The following is a 19,971-nucleotide window of genomic DNA, read 5'->3' on the forward strand; positions in this document are numbered from 1 at the left end:
GTCAGTAGTCCCGCCCGCGATAGCGGTGGTCCACCCCCTCGACCGGCGTGCCGCCGATGAACGCGACCCACACTCCGGCGGGTTGCCACACCGACTCCAACTCTGCCCGCGCTGCGGTTTCGCCGATCGCATCGCGGCGATAGCGATAGAGAAACGCCGACACGCGCGCATTGACGATGCAGTGGACATGCACCGTCCGCCCCGCCGCCTCGGCCTCGCCCATCGCGGCGGCGAACGCGGCATAATCGCCCTCGGTGGGCGCGGCGAAATCGACCGGGATATAGGTGTAGCGCATCCCCAGCGCCGCGACGCTGGCCGCTTCGTCGGGCAGGGCCTTTACATGCTCATGCGGGCCAAGGTTGATGACCTCGCCGATGCCAAGCGCGGCGATTTCGGCCAGTTGCGCCTCGGACGGTTGGCCCGAACTGCTCAGAGCCGGGCTCAGGCGGCGCCAGTTGATGATGGCGGGTTCGGTCATGCGGTCAGCCTAGCACCCGACGCGGCGCTAGACGACCGATTCACTGCGGCTCGGGCAGCCAGCTGAGGTCCAGCCCCTCATAGCGGTTCACATAATTTGCCGCGCGCGCCATCGCCGCTTCGTCGATCAGCGTGACCCGGCCTGATTCGCGCCCGATCATCCCTTCTTCCTCCAGCTGGCGCAGCATGCGGTTGACATGGACCGACGTCAGGCCGGTCGCGTCGCCAATCTCTTCCTGCGTCAGGCCCAGGTTGAACGCCTTGTCGATCGTCTTGTCGGTCCCGCGCAGCCGGTTGCGCATTTCGAGCAGCAGCGCGGCGACGCGCGCCTTGGCGGAGGTCCGCCCCAGCGCTGCGAGCCGATCGGTCAGCGCCACGCGCTCGATCTGGCACAGCACCAGGATCAGCGACGAGAGGCGCGGATGCTGCACCGTCAGCGCGCTGAACGCCTGGCGGTCGAACGGGCAAACGACGCAATCCGACAGCGCGCACAGGGTTTCGGGCGATTCGCGATAAACGATACTGGAAATGCCCAGCACGTCGCCGGGGAAATGAAAACGCAGGATCTGGCGGCTGCCATCGTCGAGCAGGACGTAGCTCATCACCAGTCCCTTGCGGAGGATGTACAATTCATCCGCCGGCTCATTCTCGCGCAGCAGGATCGCACCGCGCCGAATATGGCGCTGACGTTCCTCCAGCCGTTCGAGCGCGGCCCGCTCTCCCGGTACGAGCGTGACCAGCTCGCCCAGGATCTCCGCGAAACAACTCCCTGACACTCTGTACCTTCCCCCAACTTCCTCCTGCAAAGCATCGCGGGAAAATCAGCGCATTAAAGTCGATCAAGCCGCGTAACGGTCTGCCGCACTTGCGCGCGCCCTTTCTCGCTATAGAAGCCGCTCAATGGACCGTATTCTCATCCGCGGCGGAAACCGCCTATCCGGTAATATTGCTATATCCGGCGCGAAGAACGCCGCGTTGACGCTCATGCCGTGCGCGCTGTTAACCGACGAGCCGCTGACGCTGCGCAATCTGCCGCGTCTGGCCGACGCCGACAGCTTCGGGCATCTGCTCAACGAACTGGGCGCCTCGACCGCGATCGAGGGTACACGGCCGAGCGATTTCGGTCGCGTGCTCACCGTCCGTGCCTCGCGCCTGACCTCGACCGTCGCACCCTATGACATCGTGCGGAAGATGCGCGCATCGATCCTGGTGCTCGGCCCATTGCTGGGACGCGAGGGTGTGGCGACCGTGTCGCTGCCCGGCGGCTGCGCGATCGGCAACCGCCCGATCGACCTTCACTTGAAGGCGCTCGAGGCGATGGGGGCGGAGATCGAACTGGCCGCCGGCTATGTAAAGGCGACTGCACCGGGCGGGCGGTTGCCCGGCGGCAACTTCCGCTTTCCCGTGGTGTCGGTCGGCGCGACCGAAAACGCGCTGATGGCGGCAGCGACTGCACGCGGCACCACCGTGCTCGACAATGCCGCGCGTGAGCCGGAGATCGTCGATCTGTGCAACCTGCTGGTCGCGATGGGCGCGTCGATCCACGGCATCGGCACCGAAACGCTGACGATCGAAGGACGCGACCGGCTGCATGGTGCGACCTATAGCGTAATGCCGGACCGGATAGAGGCGGGCAGCTATGCCTGCGCCGCGGCGATCACCGGCGGCGACGTCGTGCTGGAAGGGGCCAAGGCCGAAGACATGCGCGCGACGCTCGACGCGCTGATCGAGGCCGGCGTGACGATCGAGGAAAAGGCGAACGGCATCCGCGTCGCCGCCGATGGCCCGCTCAAGCCGGTTACCCTGTCGACCGCACCCTATCCGGGTTTCGCCACCGACATGCAGGCGCAGTTCATGGCGATGCTGTGCAAGGCGGATGGCGCCAGCGTGCTGACCGAAACGATCTTCGAGAACCGCTACATGCACGTGCCCGAACTCGCGCGCATGGGCGCGGACATCACTGTCAGCGGGCGCACGGCGGTGGTGCGTGGCGTCGATCGCATGGTCGGCGCGCCGGTGATGGCGACCGACCTGCGCGCATCGATGAGCCTGATCCTCGCCGGCCTGGTCGCCGAGGGCGAGACCCAGGTCAGCCGCATCTATCACCTCGACCGCGGTTACGAGCGGCTGGAGGAAAAGCTGCAGGGCGTCGGGGCGGACATCGAACGCGTCGGTGACGGCTGACGCGCAGCCTGTTACCTGACCGGCGAACGACTCGCCGGGAGAATGACATGCGCCTGATCGTTGGACTGCTCGCCGGGCTCTCGCTCGCGGGCTGCGCCTCGCAGCGTGCCGCGACGCCTGCTGCACCGGTCAGCGTGCGGATCATCGCGTTCAACGATTTCCACGGCGCGCTCGAAACCCCGGCACGGCCGATCGACGTGCAGGCGGCGGACGGCAAGACGGTGAAGGTGCCCGCCGGCGGCGCCGCCTATTTCGCATCAGCGGTCAAGGCGCTCAAGGCGGGCAACCCCAACAATGTCGTCGTCGCGGCGGGCGACCTCACCAGCGCCAGCCCGCTCGTCTCGTCGCTGTTCCTCGACGAACCGACAGTCAAGGCGCTGAGCATGGCCGGCCTTGAGTATAACGCCGCCGGCAACCACGAATTCGATCGCGGGACGAAGGAATTGCTGCGCCTCCAGCAGGGCGGGTGCGACAAGAACGCGATCGCGCAGCCGTGCCAGCTCGAACCCTTCAAGGGCGCGTCCTACACCTATCTGGCCGGGAACACGCTCGATGCATCGGGCAAGAGCCTGATGCCCGCGACCGGGCTCAAGACGTTCGGTACGGGGCGCAGCAAGGTGACGATCGGCTTTATCGGCCTGACGACGCGGATGACCGGCACCTATGTCGATCCGGCGGGGATCGTCGGCTATCGTTTCGCCGATGAGGCGGAGACCGCGAACAAGCTCATCCCGCAGCTGAAGGCGCAGGGCGCCGACGCGATCGTGATGATGGTGCATGAGGGCGGCTACCCCGCGCGGACCGACCAGCCGAACCAGTGCGAGGGGCTCTCGGGGCCGATCCTCGACATCATGGAGCGGCTCGATCCGGGCGTGGACGTGATCGTATCGGGCCACACCCACCGCGCTTATGTTTGCGATTATTCCGCGACCAACCCGGCCAAGCCGATGCTGCTGACCAGCGCGGGCAACAACGGCGTCATGCTGACCGCAATCGATCTGACCTTTGACCCTATGACAAAGAAGGTGTCAGAGCGCTCGGCCAGCCAGCGGATCGTACAGGGCGATGGCGCGGTCAGCGCGGGCGGGCCGGTCAAGGCCAACCCGGCATTCCCGACCTATCCCGCCGACCCGGCGGTCGCGGCGCATGTCGCGCGCTACGCGGCCGCCGCCGCCCCGCTCGCCCGCCGTCCGGTTGGGAAGGCGTCGGCACCGATCCTGCGCAACGAGGATAGCGAGATGCTCGAATCGCCGCTCGGGCTGCTGATCGCCGATGCGCAGCTCGCCGCGACGCGCAAGGACGGGGCACAGATCGCACTGATGAACCCCGGCGGGGTGCGTGCCTCGATCACGCCGGCTGCGGACGGGACGGTGACATTCGGCGACCTCTTCACCACCCAGCCGTTCGGCAATAACCTGCAGGTTCGCGAGTATAGCGGGGCGCAGCTGCTGGCGGTGCTCGAACAGCAATTCACCAATGAAGACGGTCCCAAGCTGTTGTTCCCCTCGGGCCTGACCTACAGCTATGACCGGTCAAAGCCGGAGGGGCAGCGGATCATCGCGCCGCTGGTGCAGGGCACGTCGCTCGACCCGACCGCGACCTATCGCGTGGCGATGAACGGGTTTCTTGCTGGCGGCGGCGACAGCTTCACCACGCTCAAGGTCGGGCGCATCGTCGCGGGCGGAATGCTTGACCTCGACGCGCTCGAGGCGTGGTTCGCGCGCGGGCAGGTGGTGACCCCGCCCGCGCTGGGCCGGGTCAAGAATGTGGGGCCGAACTAGCCGATGTCGGTTAAGCCCGCACCACCTTCGCAATCGCGTCGAGCAGGCCGTTGACGAACCCCTTCTCGCGCCGGTCGTAAAACGCATCGGTGACGTCGAGATATTCGCTGATCGCCGCGCCCACCGGCACGTCCTTGCGCGCGAGCAGTTCATAGGTCCCCGCGCGCAGGATCTGTCGCATCGGGCGGTCGAGTCGGTCAAAGCTCCAGTCCACCGACAGCTTCGACGCGATCAGCGCGTCGATCTCGTCGCGGCGCGCGTCGACGCCCTTGACGATATCGTCGAAGAAGGTCGGATCGGCGTCGATATACTCCTCGTCCTCGATCGTCGCGCCCAGCCGGTGCTGGTGAAACTCGGTCAGCAGCTGGGGCAGGGGAGTCTTCTCCATTTCCTGCTGGTACAGCGCCTGCACGGCGGCAAGCCGCGCAGCGGCGCGGGCTTTGGATCGGGTCTTGGCAGATGGGCTAGGCATAGATCAAATTCCGTTCGGGCCACGCGGCGCGCGGCCCTCTATATGAAGGTCTGTAGGGACCACGACCGCCCTTCGGCAAGGTCGCGAATATTATAGGCGAAGCGCCACCGACTTGGCATGCGCCGGCAGCCCTTCGGCCTCGGCCAGCGCCACCGCCGCCGGACCAATCGCCGCCAGCCCGGCTGCATCGAGCGCGAGGAAGCTGGTGCGCTTCATGAAGTCGAGCACCGAAAGGCCGCTGGCGAACCGCGCACGGCGGCCCGTGGGCAGGACGTGGTTGGGGCCGGCGACATAATCGCCGATCGCTTCGGGCGTCATCCGGCCGAGGAATACGGAACCGGCATGGCGCACCCGCGCGAACAGCGCATCGGGATCGTCCACCGCCAGCTCGAGATGCTCGGGCGCAAGCTTGTTGACCAGCGGGATCGCCTCGTCGAGCGTCGCGGTCAGGATGATCGCGCCATTGGCGTCCCAGCTTTGCCGCGCGACTTTGCGCGTCGACAGGTCGCCGATCTGGCGGTCGACCGCCTCGGCTACCTTGCCCGCCAGCACCGCGTCATCGGTCAGCAGGATCGACTGGCTGGTCGGATCATGCTCGGACTGGCTGAGCAGGTCCGCGGCGATCCATTCTGGGTCGTTCTTGCCGTCCGCGACGACGACGATCTCGCTCGGCCCCGCGACCATGTCGATGCCGACCACGCCGTACAGCTGGCGCTTCGCCTCCGCGACCCAGGCATTGCCGGGGCCGGTGATGACGTCGACCGCCGCAATCCGCCCGGTGCCATAGGCGAGCGCTGCAATCGCCTGCGCCCCGCCGACGCGCCAGATCTCGTCAACGCCAGCGATATGCGCGGCGGCGAGGACGAGCGGGTTGATCTCGCCATCCGGGGTCGGCGTGACCATCACGACGCGATCGACCCCCGCAACCTTGGCCGGAATCGCGTTCATCAGCACCGAACTGGGATAGGCCGCGCGGCCACCGGGGACATAGACCCCCGCCGCCTCGACCGCGCCCCAGCGCGCGCCGGTCCGCACGCCAGCCGCGTCGATGGTATCGCTGTCGGCCGGCTTCTGCTTTTCGTGATAGGCGCTGATCCGCGTGGCGGCGAGTTCCAGCGCGGCGCGCAGATCGGGGGCGAGCGCCTCATAGGCGGCGATGCAGTCGCTCTTCTCGATCCGCCAACCGGTTTCGTTGAGGTCATGGCGATCGAACTTGCGGGTAAAGGCGTGCAGCGCCGCGTCGCCCTCGTCGCGCACGGATGCGACGATGGTGCGCACGTCGCGTGCGACATCGGCATCGGCCTCCCGCCGCGCATCGACCAGCTCGCGGAACGCCTGGGTAAAGCCCGGCTCGGATGTGGACAGGCGGATCATGCGGCAGCCTCGCTTTCCACTGCGCGCCGGAAGGCATCGACCAGCGGGACTATTTCAGGGCGCGTCTTGAACGCGGCGCGGTTGGCGATCAGGCGGCTCGACACCTCCATGATCGTCTCGACCTCGACCAGCCCGTTTTCCTTGAGCGTCCGACCCGATGACACCAGATCGACGATGCGCGGCGCCAGATCGAGCAGCGGGGCCAGCTCCATCGCGCCATTGAGCTTGATGCACTCGGCCTGCACGCCGCGCGCCTCGAAATGCTTCCGCGTCAGATGCGGGTATTTGGTCGCGACGCGGACATGGCTCCACCCGCGCGGATCGTCGGTCGCGGCGAGCGCGGCCGGCTCGGCCACCGACAGGCGGCAATGCCCGATGCCCAGGTCGACCGGCGCATACAGCTCCGAATAGGCGAATTCGGCGAGCACGTCCGACCCGACGATGCCCAACTGCGCCGCGCCATGCGCGACGAACGTCGCGACGTCGAAAGCGCGCACCCGGATCAGGTCGATATCGGGGCGATTGGTCTTGAAGCGCAGTGCGCGGCTGCCCTCGTCCGAAAACGCCGCTTCGGGCACGATTCCGGCATGCGCGAGCAGGGGCAGCGCCTCTTCGAGGATGCGGCCCTTGGGTACGGCAAGGATGATCGGATCGGTGCTGGTGTCGGTCATGGGTTGCGCGCCTTTACTTGGGGGGGCGTTGCGGCGCAACAAGAGGGTACGGAGGACCATATGGCCGACTGGATGACGCTGGAGGATGTGCGGACCGCGTTCGCCAATCAGGTGGACTATTGCCGCGCGAACGACGCGGCCCTGACCGCCAGCGTGGTGCAGGCGATCCTCGACGGGATCGACGGACCGGGGGCGTTCCGCGCAAGGCTGCGCGACTGGCCGGGCAAGCCGATGGTCGACGCGCTGCCGCTGCGCGCGGCCGGCGGACTGCATGCGCTGCACCTGACCGGCGCGGCGCCGTCGCTGGCGCCGCTCTATGCGGGAGAGGCGGTGGATGCCGGACCGCTAATCAACGCCGCGATCGACGCGCACGACGCGGCCCTGCTCCCCTGGCTCGACGGCCCGCCGCAGACGAACGAGGCGGCGCGGTCGAGCAACTATGCCGCGGCAATGCTGTGGCTGGCGGCGCGGGGCCTGCCGGGACGGTTCGAGTGTATCGAAATCGGGTCGAGCGCGGGCATCAACCTTATGATGGACCGCTACCGCTACGACCTTGGCGGGGTCGCGGTCGGCCCGGCCGACGCGGCGATACGCATCGCCCCCGAGTGGCGCGGCCCGCCACCGCCCGAGGCTGAGGTCGAGATCGAGTCGCTACGCGGCTGCGACGTCGCACCGATCGACCTGACCGACCCTGAGGCATTGCTGCGGCTGCGCGCCTATGCCTGGCCCGAGCATCGCGTACGCGCGCAGCGGCTGGAGATCGCGGCGGCGGAAGCAGCCCGACGCGCGCCGGATCTGGTCGAGGCCGATGCGACGGCGTTTGTCGTCGAGGCGCTCGCCCGGCCACAGGCGACGGGGACGACCCGCGTGCTGATGCACTCGATTGTTTGGCAGTATCTCGGAGCCGAGCGACAGGCGGCGATCACTGCCGCGATGGAGGCAGCGGGCGCGAAGGCGACGCCCCAACGCCCGCTGGCCTGGATCGCGGTCGAGGCGAACCGGCAAACCTTCCGCCACGAACTGACCGTGCGGATGTGGCCGGGGGGCGGGGAGCCGCAGCCGCTGGCCGCAGCGCATCCCCATGGCGCGTGGGTGGAGTGGATGGGCTGACCAAACCCCATCGGTCACCCCGGACTTGTTCCGGGGTCCACCGGGCAGCAGGCGCGAAGCAAGCGGCTCAAGCGACGCGCTGGAGCATGAGTGGACCCCGGCACAAGGCCGGGGTGACGAGCTTGTTTTAAGCGACGAACTTGCAAACGCCGTCTGTCGAGAAACGACCTCATTGCCGCCATTCAGTCACCCTGTCACGCTGGCATTAACGAGCATAGAAGGGCGCGATGCGAATACCCATACGCAACAAGGGCGAAAGCCCCCTTACCCTGTTCTTAGAACTGCAGTGCGACCAGTTTGAAGTTCCGGTCGGCGGTGAGGCGATTGTTCGGCTCGCTGACGGCCGTCCACACTCGATTGATGTTGCTCGCGATTGGGTGACGATCTGGGACGAGGAGGGTGACGCATCGGTAGAGGTCATCTTGGAAGGCGACAAGCGCGTTGACGACGCACTCATGCTCGCCCGGATCTGGCTCTATAAAATGGGCGCAGAAGCTGACGCTTTGCTTCTCGACGACACAGTGGAAAGCCTGGAGCCGGCCATCGGTTATCTCGCTGCGCGAGACCGTGTATTTCAGGCCTTCTATACGGGCTTTGCGGGCCACGATGTGCCATCCGCGAACGACGAAACGGTTGTCGCGTGTTGGCGGGTTGGAGCGACTGCGGCCAGGCTGAATGACGCGGCTCGCAAGGCGCTGACCTTCCCCGAGTTAAACGAGGCGCCTTTCGACACCGACACGGCTCGGACGGCTTTCAACCGAGCTTTGGGCAAGGGCAGCTAACCACTCACAGTCGGACAAACACTTCGCAAATGCGGCCGCATCCAACCTTAGAACCTACGCGCCCGCCTCGCCCTTCCCAGTCTTCCCCATCAACCACGCAAACAACCGCGGAATTGGCGCATTGCGCTCCATCCACTCGCTATACGCCCGATATTCCGGGTCTTCGCCGAGATGCTTCTCCTCAGTCTTGGCGCGGACATAATAGATCAGGCTGACCAGTCCGAGCAGTAGGCTCGCGCGCGCCGCGTCGGCCAGGCTCCCGGTGGTGACCAGCAACGGGCAGGTCGCGATCCACCAGAACAGGTTCTTCGACAGATAGGCCGGGTGCCGCGTGAACGCGTACGGACCATGGGTGATGATCCCGCGATGCGTGAGGTTCGAGAAGCGAAATCCGAACGCCATCGTCGCCCAGGCATAGATCGCGGTCAGCGCCACCAGCACCGCTCCGACGATCCAGAGCAGCACGTCATGCCCCGCCAGCCAGTGGGTCCAGTCCGACGTGCCGGGATGATAGTCGAGCGGCCCGCCATTGCCCATCAGAATGAACGGCGGATAGCAGATCAGCGCCACCGCCCATGCCCCCGCATAGGGGTTGGCGGTGCGGATATGGCTGTCGAGCGGGCGGAAGGTGAGGATATAGCCGACCGTCGCGAACGCCACGTCGAGCATGAACATGCCGGTGATCAACCAATTGGCCAGCGCGATCGGGTTGGTCAGGATGCCGCTCGCATCCGCGCGCACGAACGCGCCGAACCCCGGCGGTACGATGGCGAGCATGAAGGCGAGGAAGAACGCCTTCACCGCCCAGCTGCGCAGATGATTGTGGATCGCGGCCTCGTCCACCGGCTCCTTCGACCCGATCAGCCATGCGCCCATCATGAATGCGCCGTCCTTGGGCCTTTCCAGATACCGGTCGATCCACAGCACATAGGGGATCGACAGGATGAACAGCGCGGGGGCCGCCATCTGGAAACACCACATGGCAAAGGCGAAATTGCCCTCCCAGTAAAAGCGGCACACCGCATAGATGCCGGCGATCCCGCCCCAGGTCAGCCACAGCCCGGCGAGCTTGGTGATCGAAATGTCGCGCGATTCGCTGAGCGGGCGCGGATCGCTCCATTTGACCCCGGTCGTCGGGTTGCGATGCACCTTGTCGACGAACACCGCCCACAGCACCATCGGGATGCCACCCGCGGCGAGGTTCACCAACGCCGCGAAGGGACCGTCCAGGCCATAGGTCCGCGCAATGGTCAGCCAGATCGCCATGCCGACCAGACCGGCAAGGCCGCATCCGGTGCTGACGGCGGATTTGGGCCGCGGATCGGCCTTGACGCTGCGGGCAAGGGCGGGGTCGTGATACATGGCGCATCGTCTAGCGCGAAAATGGTAAGCAAGCCGTGAAGCCTGTTTGCGCCAAGCCTTTACCTCCCCGCGTTGGACTGGTTAGGGTAACAAAATAACCCGGCCCCTCCCGAAAGGTTCGTTCATGCGTCGCGCCATCGCGCTCACCGCCCTGTTGCTCGCCACTTCCGCTGCCACCGCCCAGAACAGCACCCCTCAGCCGCTGCCGTTCGACAATCGTATCCCGGTCGCCAAGGACATTGCCTATCCCGGCACGATGACGGTCAAGGTCGATGCGACCGATGTGCAGCAGGCGATCTATCGCGTGAAGCAGGTGATCCCGGTTGCCGACGCCGGGCCGATGGTGCTGATGATGCCTGCCTGGCTTCCCGGCAAGCACGCCGCGCGCGGCGAGATCGAGAAGCTGGCGGGGCTGAAGATCAGCGCCAATGGCAAGCCGGTCGCCTGGACCCGCGACACGGTCGACGTCTGGGCCTTCCACCTCGACGTGCCGGCCGGCGCGAAGCAGCTGGATATCGAGTTCCAGTTCCTCGGCGCGACCGACAAGGATCAGGGCCGCGTGTCGATCGCACCGACCATGCTCAACCTGCAGTTCGAACAGGTAAGCCTCTATCCCGCCGGCTATTTCACACGCCGTATCCCGGTATCGGCAACCGTGACCTATCCTCAGGGCTGGACCGCCGTGTCGGGCCTGCCCGCGACCAAGCAGGGCGAATCCTATGTCTACGAAACCACCGACTATGAAACGCTGATCGACTCGCCGGTGTTCGCCGGGAAACATTATCGCGAGTTCAAGCTGTCGGATCGCGTCGACCTCAACGTCTTTGCCGACGAGCCGGAGGAGCTCGACGCCAAGCCCGAGCAGGTCGAAGCGCATAAGAAGCTGGTCGAACAGTCGGTGAAGCTGTTCGGCGCGCAGCATTACGACCGCTACGAGTTCCTGCTGTCGATCAGCGACGAGATGGGCGGCATCGGCCTGGAGCATCACCGCAGCTCCGAAAACGGCGTCGGCCCCGGCTATTTCACCAAGTGGAGCGAGGGGCCGGGCTCGCGCAACCTGCTCCCCCATGAATTCGTCCACAGCTGGAACGGCAAGTTCCGCCGCGGTGCCGATGCCTGGACCCCCGACTTCCGCACGCCGATGCGCGATTCGATGCTGTGGGTCTATGAAGGACAGACTCAATTCTGGGGCTATGTCCTCCAGGCGCGCTCCGGCATCGTGTCGAAGGCGGATACGCTCGACATGCTCGCCAGCATCGCCGCCAGCCTCGACAACCGCCCGGCACGCCAATGGCGCCCGCTGGTCGACACCACCAACGATCCGATCATCTCCGCCCGCCGGCCGAAGGGCTGGGTGAGCTGGCAGCGGTCGGAAGATTATTACAATGAAGGACTGCTGATCTGGCTTGAGGCCGACGCCAAGCTGCGTGAGCTGTCGCGCGGCAAGAAGTCGATGGACGATTTCGCGCGCGCCTTTTTCGGAATGCGCGACGGCGACTGGGGCGTTCTGACCTATGACCTCGCCGAGGTCGTAGCGACGCTGAACACCATCCAGCCCTATGACTGGGCCGGATTCCTCAAGGCGCGCGTCTATAATGTCGCGCCCAAGGCGCCGCTCGCGGGCTTTACGGAAAATGGCTACCGGCTGATCTACACCGACGAGCCCACCGCAGCGTTCAAGAACGCCGAGAAGCGTGCCAGCCGCGCCGACTTCAGCTATTCGCTGGGCCTTGCCGTGGGCAAGGGCGGGGCGATCGGCAGCGTCACCTGGGATTCGCCCGCGTTCAACGCTGGGCTCGACCTGGGCGATACGATCGTCGCTGTCGCGGGCCGGGAATATAGCGACGACCGGCTGAAGGCTGCGATCGTCGAGGCCAAGGCCAGCAAGACCCCGATCAAGCTGATGATCAAGAGCGGTACGCGCTACCGCGAAACGACCATCGACTATACCGGCGGCCTGCGCTATCCGCGCCTCGAAAAAATCGGCACCGGAGAGGGTGGCCTGGACAGGTTGTTGCAGGCCCGCTGACGCGGGCAAGGCATCGGCCGAACCAGAAATAAGGAAGACCAATGCGTATCGACAAAATCCCTGTCGGCGACAACGCGCCGCACAGCCTCAACGTCATCATCGAAGTGCCGACCGGCGGTGAGCCGGTGAAGTATGAGTTCGACAAGGAATCGGGCGCGCTGTTCGTCGACCGCATCCTGCACACGCCGATGCGCTATCCGGCGAATTACGGCTTCGTGCCGCACACGCTGTCGCCCGATGGCGATCCGCTCGACGCGCTGGTGATCTCGCGCTCGCCCTTCATCCCGGGCTGCGTCGTGCGTGCGCGCCCGATCGGCGTGCTCAAGCTGGAAGACGAAGCCGGCGGCGACGAAAAGCTGATCTGCGTCCCCGTCGACACCACCTTCCCTTATTATTCGGACGTGGGTGAGCGGCAGGACCTGCCCTCGATCGTGCTTCAGCAGATCGAGCATTTCTTCAAACACTATAAGGACCTGGAGTCCGAAAAATGGGTCCGCATCGGCCAGTGGGGCGATGCCGAGGAAGCCAAGCGGATCGTGGTCGAAGCGATCGAAGCAGCCAAGCAGGCCAAGGCTGCGGCCGAAGCCGCCTGACCTGCTTCTAGTATCGAAGGTCGCAAGGCCCCGGATGCACGCGCATCCGGGGCCTTGTTCGTTCAGAATGTGCCGCCTGCCGGGCGGACGATGATCTCGCTGACATCGACCCCGTCGGGCTGGGCGATGGCGTAGCGGATGGCGCGGGCGATCGCGTCGGGCGTCAGCGACTGCTGCCGCCACTGCTTCAACCCGTCTGCGACCTCCGGCACGGTGATGTCATCGCCCAGCTCGGTCGCGACGACGCCGGGCGAGATGATCGTGGTGCGGATATCGTGATGCTCCATCCGCAGCCCTTCGGTGATTGCCCAGACCGCATATTTGGTGCCGCAATAGACCGCCGCCGTCGGGGCGACCGTGTGCGCGGCCACCGAAGCGACATTGACGACATGCCCGCCGCCCTGCGCGGTGAAGCGCGGCAGCACTGCAGCGATGCCGTTGAGTACGCCGTGAACGTTGACGTCGATCATCCGCTTCCACTCGTCGCGCTTCAGCGCGTCGAGGCGGGAGAGCGGCATCACGCCGGCATTGTTGACCAGCACGTCGACGCGGCCGAACCGCGCCTCCGCCGCCGCGACGAACGCGTCGAAGCTGCCGCCATCGGCGACGTCGAGCTGGTGCCATGCGACGTTATCGCCGAGTTCGTCGGCCAGCGCGGCGAGCCGGTCGGTACGGCGCGCGCCGATGAACAGGCGGGCTCCGGCAGCGGCGAGTTCGCGAACGGCAGCCTCGCCGATTCCGCTCGATGCGCCGGTGACGAGGATGGTCTTGTCGATGGTTCCGGTGGTCATGGATCGGTTCCTTTCCGCTTGAGTTGGTGTAGCGGAAATCGCCCCGATCCCCGCCGGAGCGGTAGAGCGATTGCCCGAAGAACTTGCACGATTCTCCAAATCTGTCTGCCGCGACTTGCGATCGAATTCCCCATGCGCGACATTCGGCGGCATGGAGCGTGTTACCCAACTCGCGGCGATGATCGCCCGCCACACGTACGAACCCGGCATGTTTGCGTCTGCGGTGCCGCGGGTGTCGTTGATCCGGGGCCATGCGCCGACCGACCCGACGCCGGCTGTGTATGAGGCGTCGCTTTGCCTGATCGCCCAGGGGTCGAAGCGCATTTCGGTCGGGGGCGACAGCCTGATCTACGATGCGGCCAATTATCTCGTGGTCTCGGTCGATCTGCCGCTGGTCGGACATGTGCTGGAGGCGAGTCCCGAGCGACCCTATTTCTGCTGTGCGATCGGGCTCGACATGACGGCGCTGGCGGATCTGGTGGTGGCGCAGGGCGGACCGGGCGCGCCGACCGGTATGCCGGCACTGGCGGTATGCCCCAGCGATCCGGGGCTGGTCGACGCCGCATGCCGACTCGTCGCGCTGCTGGACACACCGGGCGATATCGCGATGCTCGCCCCGCTGATCGAACGCGAGATCCTCTACCGCCTGCTCGCTGGCCCGCACGGCCCGATGCTGCGGCACATCGCAGCGGGCGACAGCCATTTGCGGCAGGTCAGCCGCGCGATTCAGACGATCCGCAGCAGCTTCGACAAGCAATTGCGCATCCGCGACATCGCCGACGCGGCGGGCATGAGCGAATCCTCGCTCCATGCGCATTTCAAGGCGATGACCCGGATGACCCCGATCGAATATCAGAAACAGCTGCGGCTGCAGGAAGCGCGGCGCCTGATGCTGGCGGAGGGGGCGAGCGCGGGCAGCGCGGGTTTTGCGGTCGGTTATGACAGCCCGTCGCAGTTCAGCCGCGAATATCGCCGCCTGTTCGGTGCGCCGCCGCGGCGCGATATTGCGCAGATGCAGCGCGCGTGACGCGCGTCAGCCGCGCTTCTTCTTGACTGGCGCGCGCCGGCTCGCCTCCAGCGCGAGAGCCGCCCAGCGCTGCATGGCCTCGGGATCATCATAGACGTCGTCCGGCGCACGGCGATAGTTCATCGACACGGTCTCGCCATCCTTGCCGGTGAAGGTAAAGGGCGGACAGCCCGCCTCGTCCCATAGCGGCGCGCTCACCTTGTCGCTCTTGAAGTAGATCGACTCCTCATCGACCACGGCGAAGACAAGCCCGTCGCAATAGAGCACCGCCGCCCCCATCATCGGGCGGTGCGTGATGGTGCCAAGCGGCTCCAGCGCCTCACTGGCCCAGTCGATCAGCCCTGGGTCAAACGCCATGGGCCAGCGCCGCCAGCGCCTCGTCCTGCATCCGCCACCGTTCCCAGCCATCGACATGCGCCGCGCCGATGGTCCGGTAAAAGCCCTTGCCCAGCTCGTTCCAGTCGAGGACGTTCCACTCCAGCCGCGCCCCGCCGCGCTCGATGACCAGCGCCGCGAGCCGCGACAGCAGCGCCCGGCCCAGCCCCGCGCCGCGCGCATGCGGCTCGACGAACAGATCCTCCAGCCAGATGCCGGGCTTGCCCTCGAAGGTCGAAAAGGTCTGGAAGTACAGCGCAAACCCGGCGGGCTCGCCATCGACCTCGCCGATCAGCACCTCGGCTGCGGGGCGCGGCCCGAACAGATGACGGTGCAGCGTGGCATCGTCGAAGCGCACTTCATGGGCGAGCTTTTCATACTCGGCGAGCTTGCGGATGAATGCTGCAACCAGCGCGAAATCCTGCGCCTCGGCCTGACGGATCGTGATCAAATCTGTGCCTCCGTATCGGCGACCGGCGCATGGTCGCGCCGCCGCGCTGCGATGATGCAACCGCCGACGATCAACGCCGCCCCGGCCACGGTGAACAGCGAAACGCCTTCGTCGAACACCACCCATCCCCACAGGGTCGCCCACAGGAAGCCGGTATATTCGGTCGGCGCAAGATAATTGGCCTCGGCTCGGGCATAGGCCCAGCTCAGCAGGAACAGCGACATCGTCGCCAGCACCGCCGCCAGCACAATCGCTGGCACATGCTCGACCGCCGGCAGCTCCAGCAGCCACGGCGCGGCGACCAGGAACACGACGAAGATGTACAGCGACTGGTAGAAGGCAACCTCAAGCGCCCCGGCGACGAGCGACTGTTGCCGCATCAGGATGATGTTCCAGGCATAGGCGACCGCGGACACGAGGATCGCGATCGCCCCCCAGAACGCCTCGCGCCCCAATTGCGCCTGCGCCTGTCCGAACAGGATCAGCACGACCCCGGCAAAGGCCAGCGCGGTGGCGATGATGGTGACGCGGGTGATGCGCTCCTTGAGCAGCCATGCGGCCAGGAACAGCGCGATGATCGGCGCGATGAACGCCAGCGCGATCGCCTGCGCCATCGGCACCCGGCCCAGCCCCCAGAAGAACAGGAACGTCATCACCGCCGACACCGCCGCGCGCAGAACATGCAGCCGCATCGCCGCACGGCTGGGCCGCTTGGGGCGCGACAGGACATAGGGCACGCCACTCGCCACGATCCCCGCCATCATCCGCCAGGTCAGCGCGTTATAGGCACCCAGTGCCAGCACCAGCCCCTTCATCACCGCATCCATTGACGAGAAAATGGCGATGCCAAGCGATGCGACGGCAAAGGCGAAGAGGGGCGAGGCAGGGCGCATGGCGGGCGCCCTAGAGGATTTAGGCGCGCAACGGAATCAGATGAATGTCAGGTGTGCTCGTCGGGTGCGCCGTGGACGATGTCGGGAATGTAAACCGCGTCACCGTCGATCAGATATCACGCCGCCGCTACCGCCGCCGCCTCATTCGCCGCCTCGATCTCCGCAGCCTTGGCCTCGACCAGCTTGACGATATGTTCGAGCATGTCGGCGTCCTCGACCGTGTGGTCGGTGACTCCGGCCAGATAGACCATGTGCTTGCCGTTGCCGCCGCCGGTCAGGCCGATATCGGTCTCCCGCGCTTCGCCCGGGCCGTTGACGACGCAGCCGAGTACGCTGAGCGACAGCGGGGTGCGGATATGCTGGAGCCGTTCCTCCAGCGTCTGCACCGTGCGGATGACGTCGAACCCCTGGCGCGCGCAGCTGGGGCAGCTGACCACGCGGACGCCGCGGTTGCGGATGCCAAGCGCCTTCAAAATCTCGAACCCGACGCGGACTTCCTCTTCCGGCTCGGCCGACAGCGACACGCGGATCGTGTCGCCGATCCCGAACCACAGCAGCGACCCGATGCCGATCGCGCTCTTCACCGTCCCGCCGACGAACCCGCCCGCTTCGGTGATGCCCAGGTGCAGCGGGCAATCGACCGCTTCGGCGAGCTGCTGATAGGCGGCGGTGGCGAGGAACAGGTCGCTGGCCTTCACCGCGACCTTAAACTCGTGAAAATCGCGGTCCTGCAACAGCTTGATATGGTCGAGCGCGCTCTCGACCAGCGCCTCGGGGCAGGGCTCGCCGTATTTTTCGAGCAGATCCTTTTCGAGGCTGCCCGCGTTCACGCCGATGCGGATCGCGCAGCCATTGGCCTTGGCCGCATTGACGACTTCGTTGACGCGATCGGCCGATCCGATGTTGCCGGGATTGATGCGCAGGCACGCCGCGCCCGCGTCGGCGGCTTCCAGCGCGCGCTTGTAGTGGAAGTGGATGTCGGCGACGATCGGCACGCGCGCGGCGCGCACGATCTGCTTGAGCGCAGCCGTGCTTTCGACATCGGGACAGGACACGCGGATGATGTCCGCGCCGGCATCCTCGCACCGGCGAATCTGGTTGAGCGTCGCGACCGGATCGGACGTCGGGGTATTGGTCATCGTCTGTACGGTGACCGGGGCATCGCCGCCGACGGGGACGTTGCCAACCATGATCTGACGGCTGTGGCGGCGCGTGATATCGCGCCAGGGACGCACGGACATGGAAGTTCCTCTAGGTTCGCCGCGCCTATAGCCTATCGCCGGGCGGCGAGAAAGGCGGCGACGCGGTCAACCGCATTCTGGCGCAGGTCCATCCAGAACAGCGGGATGTCGAGTGCGGCAAAGCTGCCATCCGGCCCGGCCAGTGCGGCATAGGCACCGCCCGGGTCGGACACCCGCAGCACGCCATCACGGTCGCACCGCGCGGTCACTAGTCCCGCATCGGGCGGCCGCAGCGCCTCTGGAAACTCCGCACCGTTGCGCATCCACGCCCCGCGATGCGCGCTGCGGGGCGCAGGTTCGGGGCCGGTCGTCCAGCTGATCGGATTGGAGCACAGGATCGGCGGGCGGTAGCGCAGCCGCCGACTGTCCTCCGTACGGCTGACCCAGCTGACGACGCAGCCGAAGTCGCTCGCGCTGCTGCACGCCGCAATGCCGCGTCGCGCCGTCAGCCAGTCGCGCGTTACCGGCGTGCCGACCAGATAGGCGGCGACCATCCGCCCCGCGACTGGCTGGCCGTCGATTGCCCGTTCGATCAGCAGCTGCGCGATCCGCGCCCCCTCGCCATGCCCGGCGAGGATGAAGGGCCGGTCACCGACGCGGGTGCGAAAGGCGGCAAAGGCGCGCGCGACATCGGAATAAGCGAGCTCCAGGGCGGCGGGATCGTCTCCCGCCGGGTTCATCTGGCGATAGCGCGGCGCGTAGATCGCGCAGCATCCGTTGAACGCGCTCGCCTGATTGCGGATCGTCGTCTGCCCGACATCGCCATTGAACCAGACGTCGCGCGTGTCGGCGTTCCACACCGCACGGCGCAGCGCGACGGGCGAATGGATGAAGAAGACATCGACCGGTGCCCGCAATTGCGGCGGCTCCTCCACACCCTGCGGCGTCGTGTCGCCATCGTCGCGGATCCACGGTAGTGATGCCCAATTGGCGGGGCCGTCATAGTCGGGCGCGGGCGGCACACTGGCGGCATCGAAGCGCCCGGCGGGCGGCGTATCGGCGGTGATCGCCCGCTGCGCCTGCGCCGGCGCAAACGCCGCACCGATCGCCAGCGCCATGCCGAATAATGTCGTCCGCCGCATCGACGCTCCCGCTAACCAATTGGTGAGGCTCGACCGCCTATAGCGCGGCGGGTGAGTGAAGCGAACCATGGACTGACGCATACCGGGCGGCATTACGGCCTCGACTGGCTGCGCATTGCCGCGTTCGCGCTGCTGATCGTCTATCACATCGCCATGGTGTTCTCGCCGTGGCCCTGGGTGATCCATACCGATTACAATTTCGCGTGGTTGATCGCGCCGATGGCGCTGCTGACGCCGTGGCGGCTGCCGCTGCTGTTCGCGGTGTCGGGCTTCGCCTCCTGGCACCTGTTCGCCAAGTCGCGCGATCCGCGCGCGTTCCTGCACGCGCGCAACCTGCGCCTGCTGATCCCGCTCGCCTTCGGCATGGCGGTGCTGATCCCGGTCGAAATGTGGGTGCGGGTGGTCGAGGCCGGCTATCCGCACGGCTATCTGCGCTTCTGGACCGGTGATTACTGGCGCATCGGCGCGTTTTGGGGCCGCAGCTTCCCCAGCTGGGAGCATCTCTGGTTCGTCGTCTATCTGTGGGCCTATACGGTCGTCCTCGCGCTGATCCTGTGGCGCGGTCGCGGCATGCTCGACCTGGTGATCGATCGCGTCGTGCCATGGATGGCGCAGGGGTGGCGGCTGGTATGGGTGCCCGCCGGGCTGCTCGTCGTCGCGCGGCTAGGGCTGCAATTCGTCGTCGCGGATGAACAGGGCTTGCTGCGCGACTGGGCCGGGCACGCCAATTACTTCCCGCTGTTCCTGTTCGGCTTCGTGCTCGCCGCATCGCCCGTCCTGTGGCCGACATTGCGCCGGGTGTGGGGCGGCGCGCTGGCGCTGGCTGCGGTCAGCGGGATCGCCGTGCTGTTGGTCGAGACGAGCTATCCCGGCAACGCCGTGCCGCCGCATTGGGTCATGGCGCTCGCGCGCACGGGTCAGGTGGCCATGGGCTGGGCGATGACCCTGGTGCTGATCCAGTTCGCCGACCGCTTGTGGAACCGCGACCATCGCTGGCGCAAGACAGCGGCTGAGGCGGTGTTTCCCTTCTATCTGGTCCATCAGCCCGCGATCGTTCTGATCGCCTGGTACACCTTGCCGCTTCGGCTCTCGGCGGCGGTGCAGTTCCTTGTCGTGCTTGGCGGTACGGCGCTGGTCTGCACGCTCACCTATTTGATCGGGCGTGAGATCGGCTGGCTGCGCCCCTTGATCGGCCTAGGTCCCCGTCAGCGCGCCGCGCCCGCCAAAATCTCGCCGCAAGCCGCCTGACAAGCGCCGTCACCGCCGCTATGGCGCG

The 19,971-nt window shown here is 66.5% G+C and carries 20 protein-coding genes; 8 read left to right on the forward strand and 12 right to left on the reverse strand.

What is annotated here, in order from left to right; translation table 11 throughout:
• Position 1 precedes the first annotated feature (1 nt).
• Positions 2 to 478 (reverse strand): protein tyrosine phosphatase family protein, encoded by a 477-nt coding sequence (locus tag ACO05N_RS09070; protein ID WP_422056786.1) that lies wholly within the window; start codon positions 476 to 478, stop codon positions 2 to 4.
• Positions 479 to 518: 40 nt separating this feature from the next.
• Positions 519 to 1,253, reverse strand: a complete 735-nt coding sequence (locus ACO05N_RS09075) for a Crp/Fnr family transcriptional regulator (protein ID WP_422056787.1) — start codon at positions 1,251 to 1,253, stop codon at positions 519 to 521.
• Positions 1,254 to 1,377: 124 nt separating this feature from the next.
• On the opposite strand from ACO05N_RS09075, the gene murA reads away from it, so the two are divergent.
• Together murA and ACO05N_RS09085 are read left to right on the forward strand one after the other, a co-directional pair.
• Positions 1,378 to 2,661, forward strand: a complete 1,284-nt coding sequence (gene murA / locus ACO05N_RS09080; protein WP_422056788.1) for a UDP-N-acetylglucosamine 1-carboxyvinyltransferase — start codon at positions 1,378 to 1,380, stop codon at positions 2,659 to 2,661.
• 47 nt (positions 2,662 to 2,708) lie between these two features.
• A complete protein-coding gene (locus tag ACO05N_RS09085; RefSeq protein WP_422056790.1) occupies positions 2,709 to 4,442 on the forward strand; it encodes a bifunctional metallophosphatase/5'-nucleotidase in 1,734 nt (577 codons plus the stop codon).
• A gap of 10 nt (positions 4,443 to 4,452) precedes the next feature.
• Here the strand turns inward: ACO05N_RS09085 and nusB are convergent, their stop codons facing one another.
• The 3 genes from nusB to hisG all read right to left on the reverse strand — a co-directional run bounded on the left by nusB (position 4,453) and on the right by hisG (position 6,959).
• A complete protein-coding gene (gene nusB / locus ACO05N_RS09090) occupies positions 4,453 to 4,914 on the reverse strand; it encodes a transcription antitermination factor NusB (RefSeq protein WP_066661568.1) in 462 nt (153 codons plus the stop codon).
• A gap of 90 nt (positions 4,915 to 5,004) precedes the next feature.
• Positions 5,005 to 6,288 carry a histidinol dehydrogenase gene (hisD, locus tag ACO05N_RS09095; protein WP_422056791.1) on the reverse strand — a complete coding sequence of 428 codons (1,284 nt, stop codon included), beginning with the start codon at positions 6,286 to 6,288 and terminating at the stop codon, positions 5,005 to 5,007.
• Complete coding sequence (gene hisG / locus ACO05N_RS09100) at positions 6,285 to 6,959, reverse strand: ATP phosphoribosyltransferase (RefSeq protein ID WP_300495138.1); 675 nt, start codon at positions 6,957 to 6,959, stop codon at positions 6,285 to 6,287. Before hisG ends, hisD begins: the two co-directional genes overlap by 4 nt.
• A gap of 60 nt (positions 6,960 to 7,019) precedes the next feature.
• Between hisG and ACO05N_RS09105 the strand changes: the two genes are divergently transcribed.
• A complete protein-coding gene (locus ACO05N_RS09105; RefSeq protein ID WP_422056792.1) occupies positions 7,020 to 8,069 on the forward strand; it encodes a DUF2332 domain-containing protein in 1,050 nt (349 codons plus the stop codon).
• A 227-nt stretch (positions 8,070 to 8,296) separates the two neighbouring features.
• A complete protein-coding gene (locus tag ACO05N_RS09110) occupies positions 8,297 to 8,851 on the forward strand; it encodes a hypothetical protein (RefSeq protein ID WP_422056793.1) in 555 nt (184 codons plus the stop codon).
• Positions 8,852 to 8,905: 54 nt separating this feature from the next.
• On the opposite strand, the gene ACO05N_RS09115 is transcribed toward ACO05N_RS09110, so the two are convergent.
• Positions 8,906 to 10,213: a methyltransferase family protein gene (locus ACO05N_RS09115; protein ID WP_422056794.1), complete on the reverse strand. Its 1,308-nt coding sequence runs from the start codon at positions 10,211 to 10,213 to the stop codon at positions 8,906 to 8,908.
• A gap of 124 nt (positions 10,214 to 10,337) precedes the next feature.
• Between ACO05N_RS09115 and ACO05N_RS09120 the strand changes: the two genes are divergently transcribed.
• Complete coding sequence (locus ACO05N_RS09120; RefSeq protein WP_422056795.1) at positions 10,338 to 12,242, forward strand: M61 family metallopeptidase; 1,905 nt, start codon at positions 10,338 to 10,340, stop codon at positions 12,240 to 12,242.
• 41 nt (positions 12,243 to 12,283) lie between these two features.
• A complete protein-coding gene (gene ppa / locus ACO05N_RS09125; protein WP_310040299.1) occupies positions 12,284 to 12,835 on the forward strand; it encodes an inorganic diphosphatase in 552 nt (183 codons plus the stop codon).
• A 62-nt stretch (positions 12,836 to 12,897) separates the two neighbouring features.
• Here ppa and ACO05N_RS09130 read toward each other — a convergent pair whose 3' ends face one another.
• Positions 12,898 to 13,626, reverse strand: coding sequence for an SDR family oxidoreductase (locus ACO05N_RS09130; protein ID WP_422056796.1), 729 nt, complete (start codon positions 13,624 to 13,626; stop codon positions 12,898 to 12,900).
• A gap of 151 nt (positions 13,627 to 13,777) precedes the next feature.
• Here ACO05N_RS09130 and ACO05N_RS09135 point away from each other — a divergent pair, with 151 nt between their 5' ends.
• Positions 13,778 to 14,653, forward strand: coding sequence for an AraC family transcriptional regulator (locus ACO05N_RS09135; protein WP_422056797.1), 876 nt, complete (start codon positions 13,778 to 13,780; stop codon positions 14,651 to 14,653).
• 6 nt (positions 14,654 to 14,659) lie between these two features.
• On the opposite strand, the gene ACO05N_RS09140 is transcribed toward ACO05N_RS09135, so the two are convergent.
• From ACO05N_RS09140 to ACO05N_RS09160, 5 genes are all read right to left on the reverse strand, one after another.
• On the reverse strand, positions 14,660 to 15,010 hold the full coding sequence (locus ACO05N_RS09140; protein ID WP_422056798.1) for a TfoX/Sxy family protein: 351 nt from the start codon (positions 15,008 to 15,010) through the stop codon (positions 14,660 to 14,662).
• Positions 15,000 to 15,479: a GNAT family N-acetyltransferase gene (locus ACO05N_RS09145; protein WP_422056799.1), complete on the reverse strand. Its 480-nt coding sequence runs from the start codon at positions 15,477 to 15,479 to the stop codon at positions 15,000 to 15,002. The genes ACO05N_RS09140 and ACO05N_RS09145 overlap by 11 nt, the downstream gene beginning before the upstream one ends.
• The gene (locus tag ACO05N_RS09150; RefSeq protein WP_422056800.1) at positions 15,476 to 16,372 is read right to left on the reverse strand and encodes a DMT family transporter; all 897 of its coding nucleotides are present in this window, start codon (positions 16,370 to 16,372) and stop codon (positions 15,476 to 15,478) included. Before ACO05N_RS09150 ends, ACO05N_RS09145 begins: the two co-directional genes overlap by 4 nt.
• Before the next feature lie 116 nt (positions 16,373 to 16,488).
• Positions 16,489 to 17,613: a flavodoxin-dependent (E)-4-hydroxy-3-methylbut-2-enyl-diphosphate synthase gene (ispG, locus tag ACO05N_RS09155; protein ID WP_422056801.1), complete on the reverse strand. Its 1,125-nt coding sequence runs from the start codon at positions 17,611 to 17,613 to the stop codon at positions 16,489 to 16,491.
• 32 nt (positions 17,614 to 17,645) lie between these two features.
• A complete protein-coding gene (locus tag ACO05N_RS09160) occupies positions 17,646 to 18,695 on the reverse strand; it encodes a DUF3089 domain-containing protein (protein ID WP_422056802.1) in 1,050 nt (349 codons plus the stop codon).
• Positions 18,696 to 18,746: 51 nt separating this feature from the next.
• On the opposite strand from ACO05N_RS09160, the gene ACO05N_RS09165 reads away from it, so the two are divergent.
• Positions 18,747 to 19,943 (forward strand): acyltransferase family protein, encoded by a 1,197-nt coding sequence (locus ACO05N_RS09165; RefSeq protein ID WP_422056803.1) that lies wholly within the window; start codon positions 18,747 to 18,749, stop codon positions 19,941 to 19,943.
• Positions 19,944 to 19,971: the final 28 nt, after the last annotated feature.

The sequence above is a fragment of the Sphingomonas sp. genome (assembly GCF_965227385.1).
Taxonomy (GTDB): domain Bacteria; phylum Pseudomonadota; class Alphaproteobacteria; order Sphingomonadales; family Sphingomonadaceae; genus Sphingomonas.

Bases quoted from the DNA above. Each gene is read 5' to 3' on its own strand.
- ACO05N_RS09070 (WP_422056786.1), bottom strand. From the start codon at position 478: ATGACCGAACCCGCCATCATCAACTGGCGCCGCCTGAGCCCGGCTCTG.
- murA (WP_422056788.1), top strand. From the start codon at position 1,378: ATGGACCGTATTCTCATCCGCGGCGGAAACCGCCTATCCGGTAATATT.
- ACO05N_RS09085 (WP_422056790.1), top strand. From the start codon at position 2,709: ATGCGCCTGATCGTTGGACTGCTCGCCGGGCTCTCGCTCGCGGGCTGC.
- nusB (WP_066661568.1), bottom strand. From the start codon at position 4,914: ATGCCTAGCCCATCTGCCAAGACCCGATCCAAAGCCCGCGCCGCTGCG.
- hisD (WP_422056791.1), bottom strand. From the start codon at position 6,288: ATGATCCGCCTGTCCACATCCGAGCCGGGCTTTACCCAGGCGTTCCGC.
- hisG (WP_300495138.1), bottom strand. From the start codon at position 6,959: ATGACCGACACCAGCACCGATCCGATCATCCTTGCCGTACCCAAGGGC.
- ACO05N_RS09105 (WP_422056792.1), top strand. From the start codon at position 7,020: ATGGCCGACTGGATGACGCTGGAGGATGTGCGGACCGCGTTCGCCAAT.
- ACO05N_RS09110 (WP_422056793.1), top strand. From the start codon at position 8,297: ATGCGAATACCCATACGCAACAAGGGCGAAAGCCCCCTTACCCTGTTC.
- ACO05N_RS09115 (WP_422056794.1), bottom strand. From the start codon at position 10,213: ATGTATCACGACCCCGCCCTTGCCCGCAGCGTCAAGGCCGATCCGCGG.
- ACO05N_RS09120 (WP_422056795.1), top strand. From the start codon at position 10,338: ATGCGTCGCGCCATCGCGCTCACCGCCCTGTTGCTCGCCACTTCCGCT.
- ppa (WP_310040299.1), top strand. From the start codon at position 12,284: ATGCGTATCGACAAAATCCCTGTCGGCGACAACGCGCCGCACAGCCTC.
- ACO05N_RS09130 (WP_422056796.1), bottom strand. From the start codon at position 13,626: ATGACCACCGGAACCATCGACAAGACCATCCTCGTCACCGGCGCATCG.
- ACO05N_RS09135 (WP_422056797.1), top strand. From the start codon at position 13,778: ATGGAGCGTGTTACCCAACTCGCGGCGATGATCGCCCGCCACACGTAC.
- ACO05N_RS09140 (WP_422056798.1), bottom strand. From the start codon at position 15,010: ATGGCGTTTGACCCAGGGCTGATCGACTGGGCCAGTGAGGCGCTGGAG.
- ACO05N_RS09150 (WP_422056800.1), bottom strand. From the start codon at position 16,372: ATGCGCCCTGCCTCGCCCCTCTTCGCCTTTGCCGTCGCATCGCTTGGC.
- ispG (WP_422056801.1), bottom strand. From the start codon at position 17,613: ATGTCCGTGCGTCCCTGGCGCGATATCACGCGCCGCCACAGCCGTCAG.
- ACO05N_RS09160 (WP_422056802.1), bottom strand. From the start codon at position 18,695: ATGCGGCGGACGACATTATTCGGCATGGCGCTGGCGATCGGTGCGGCG.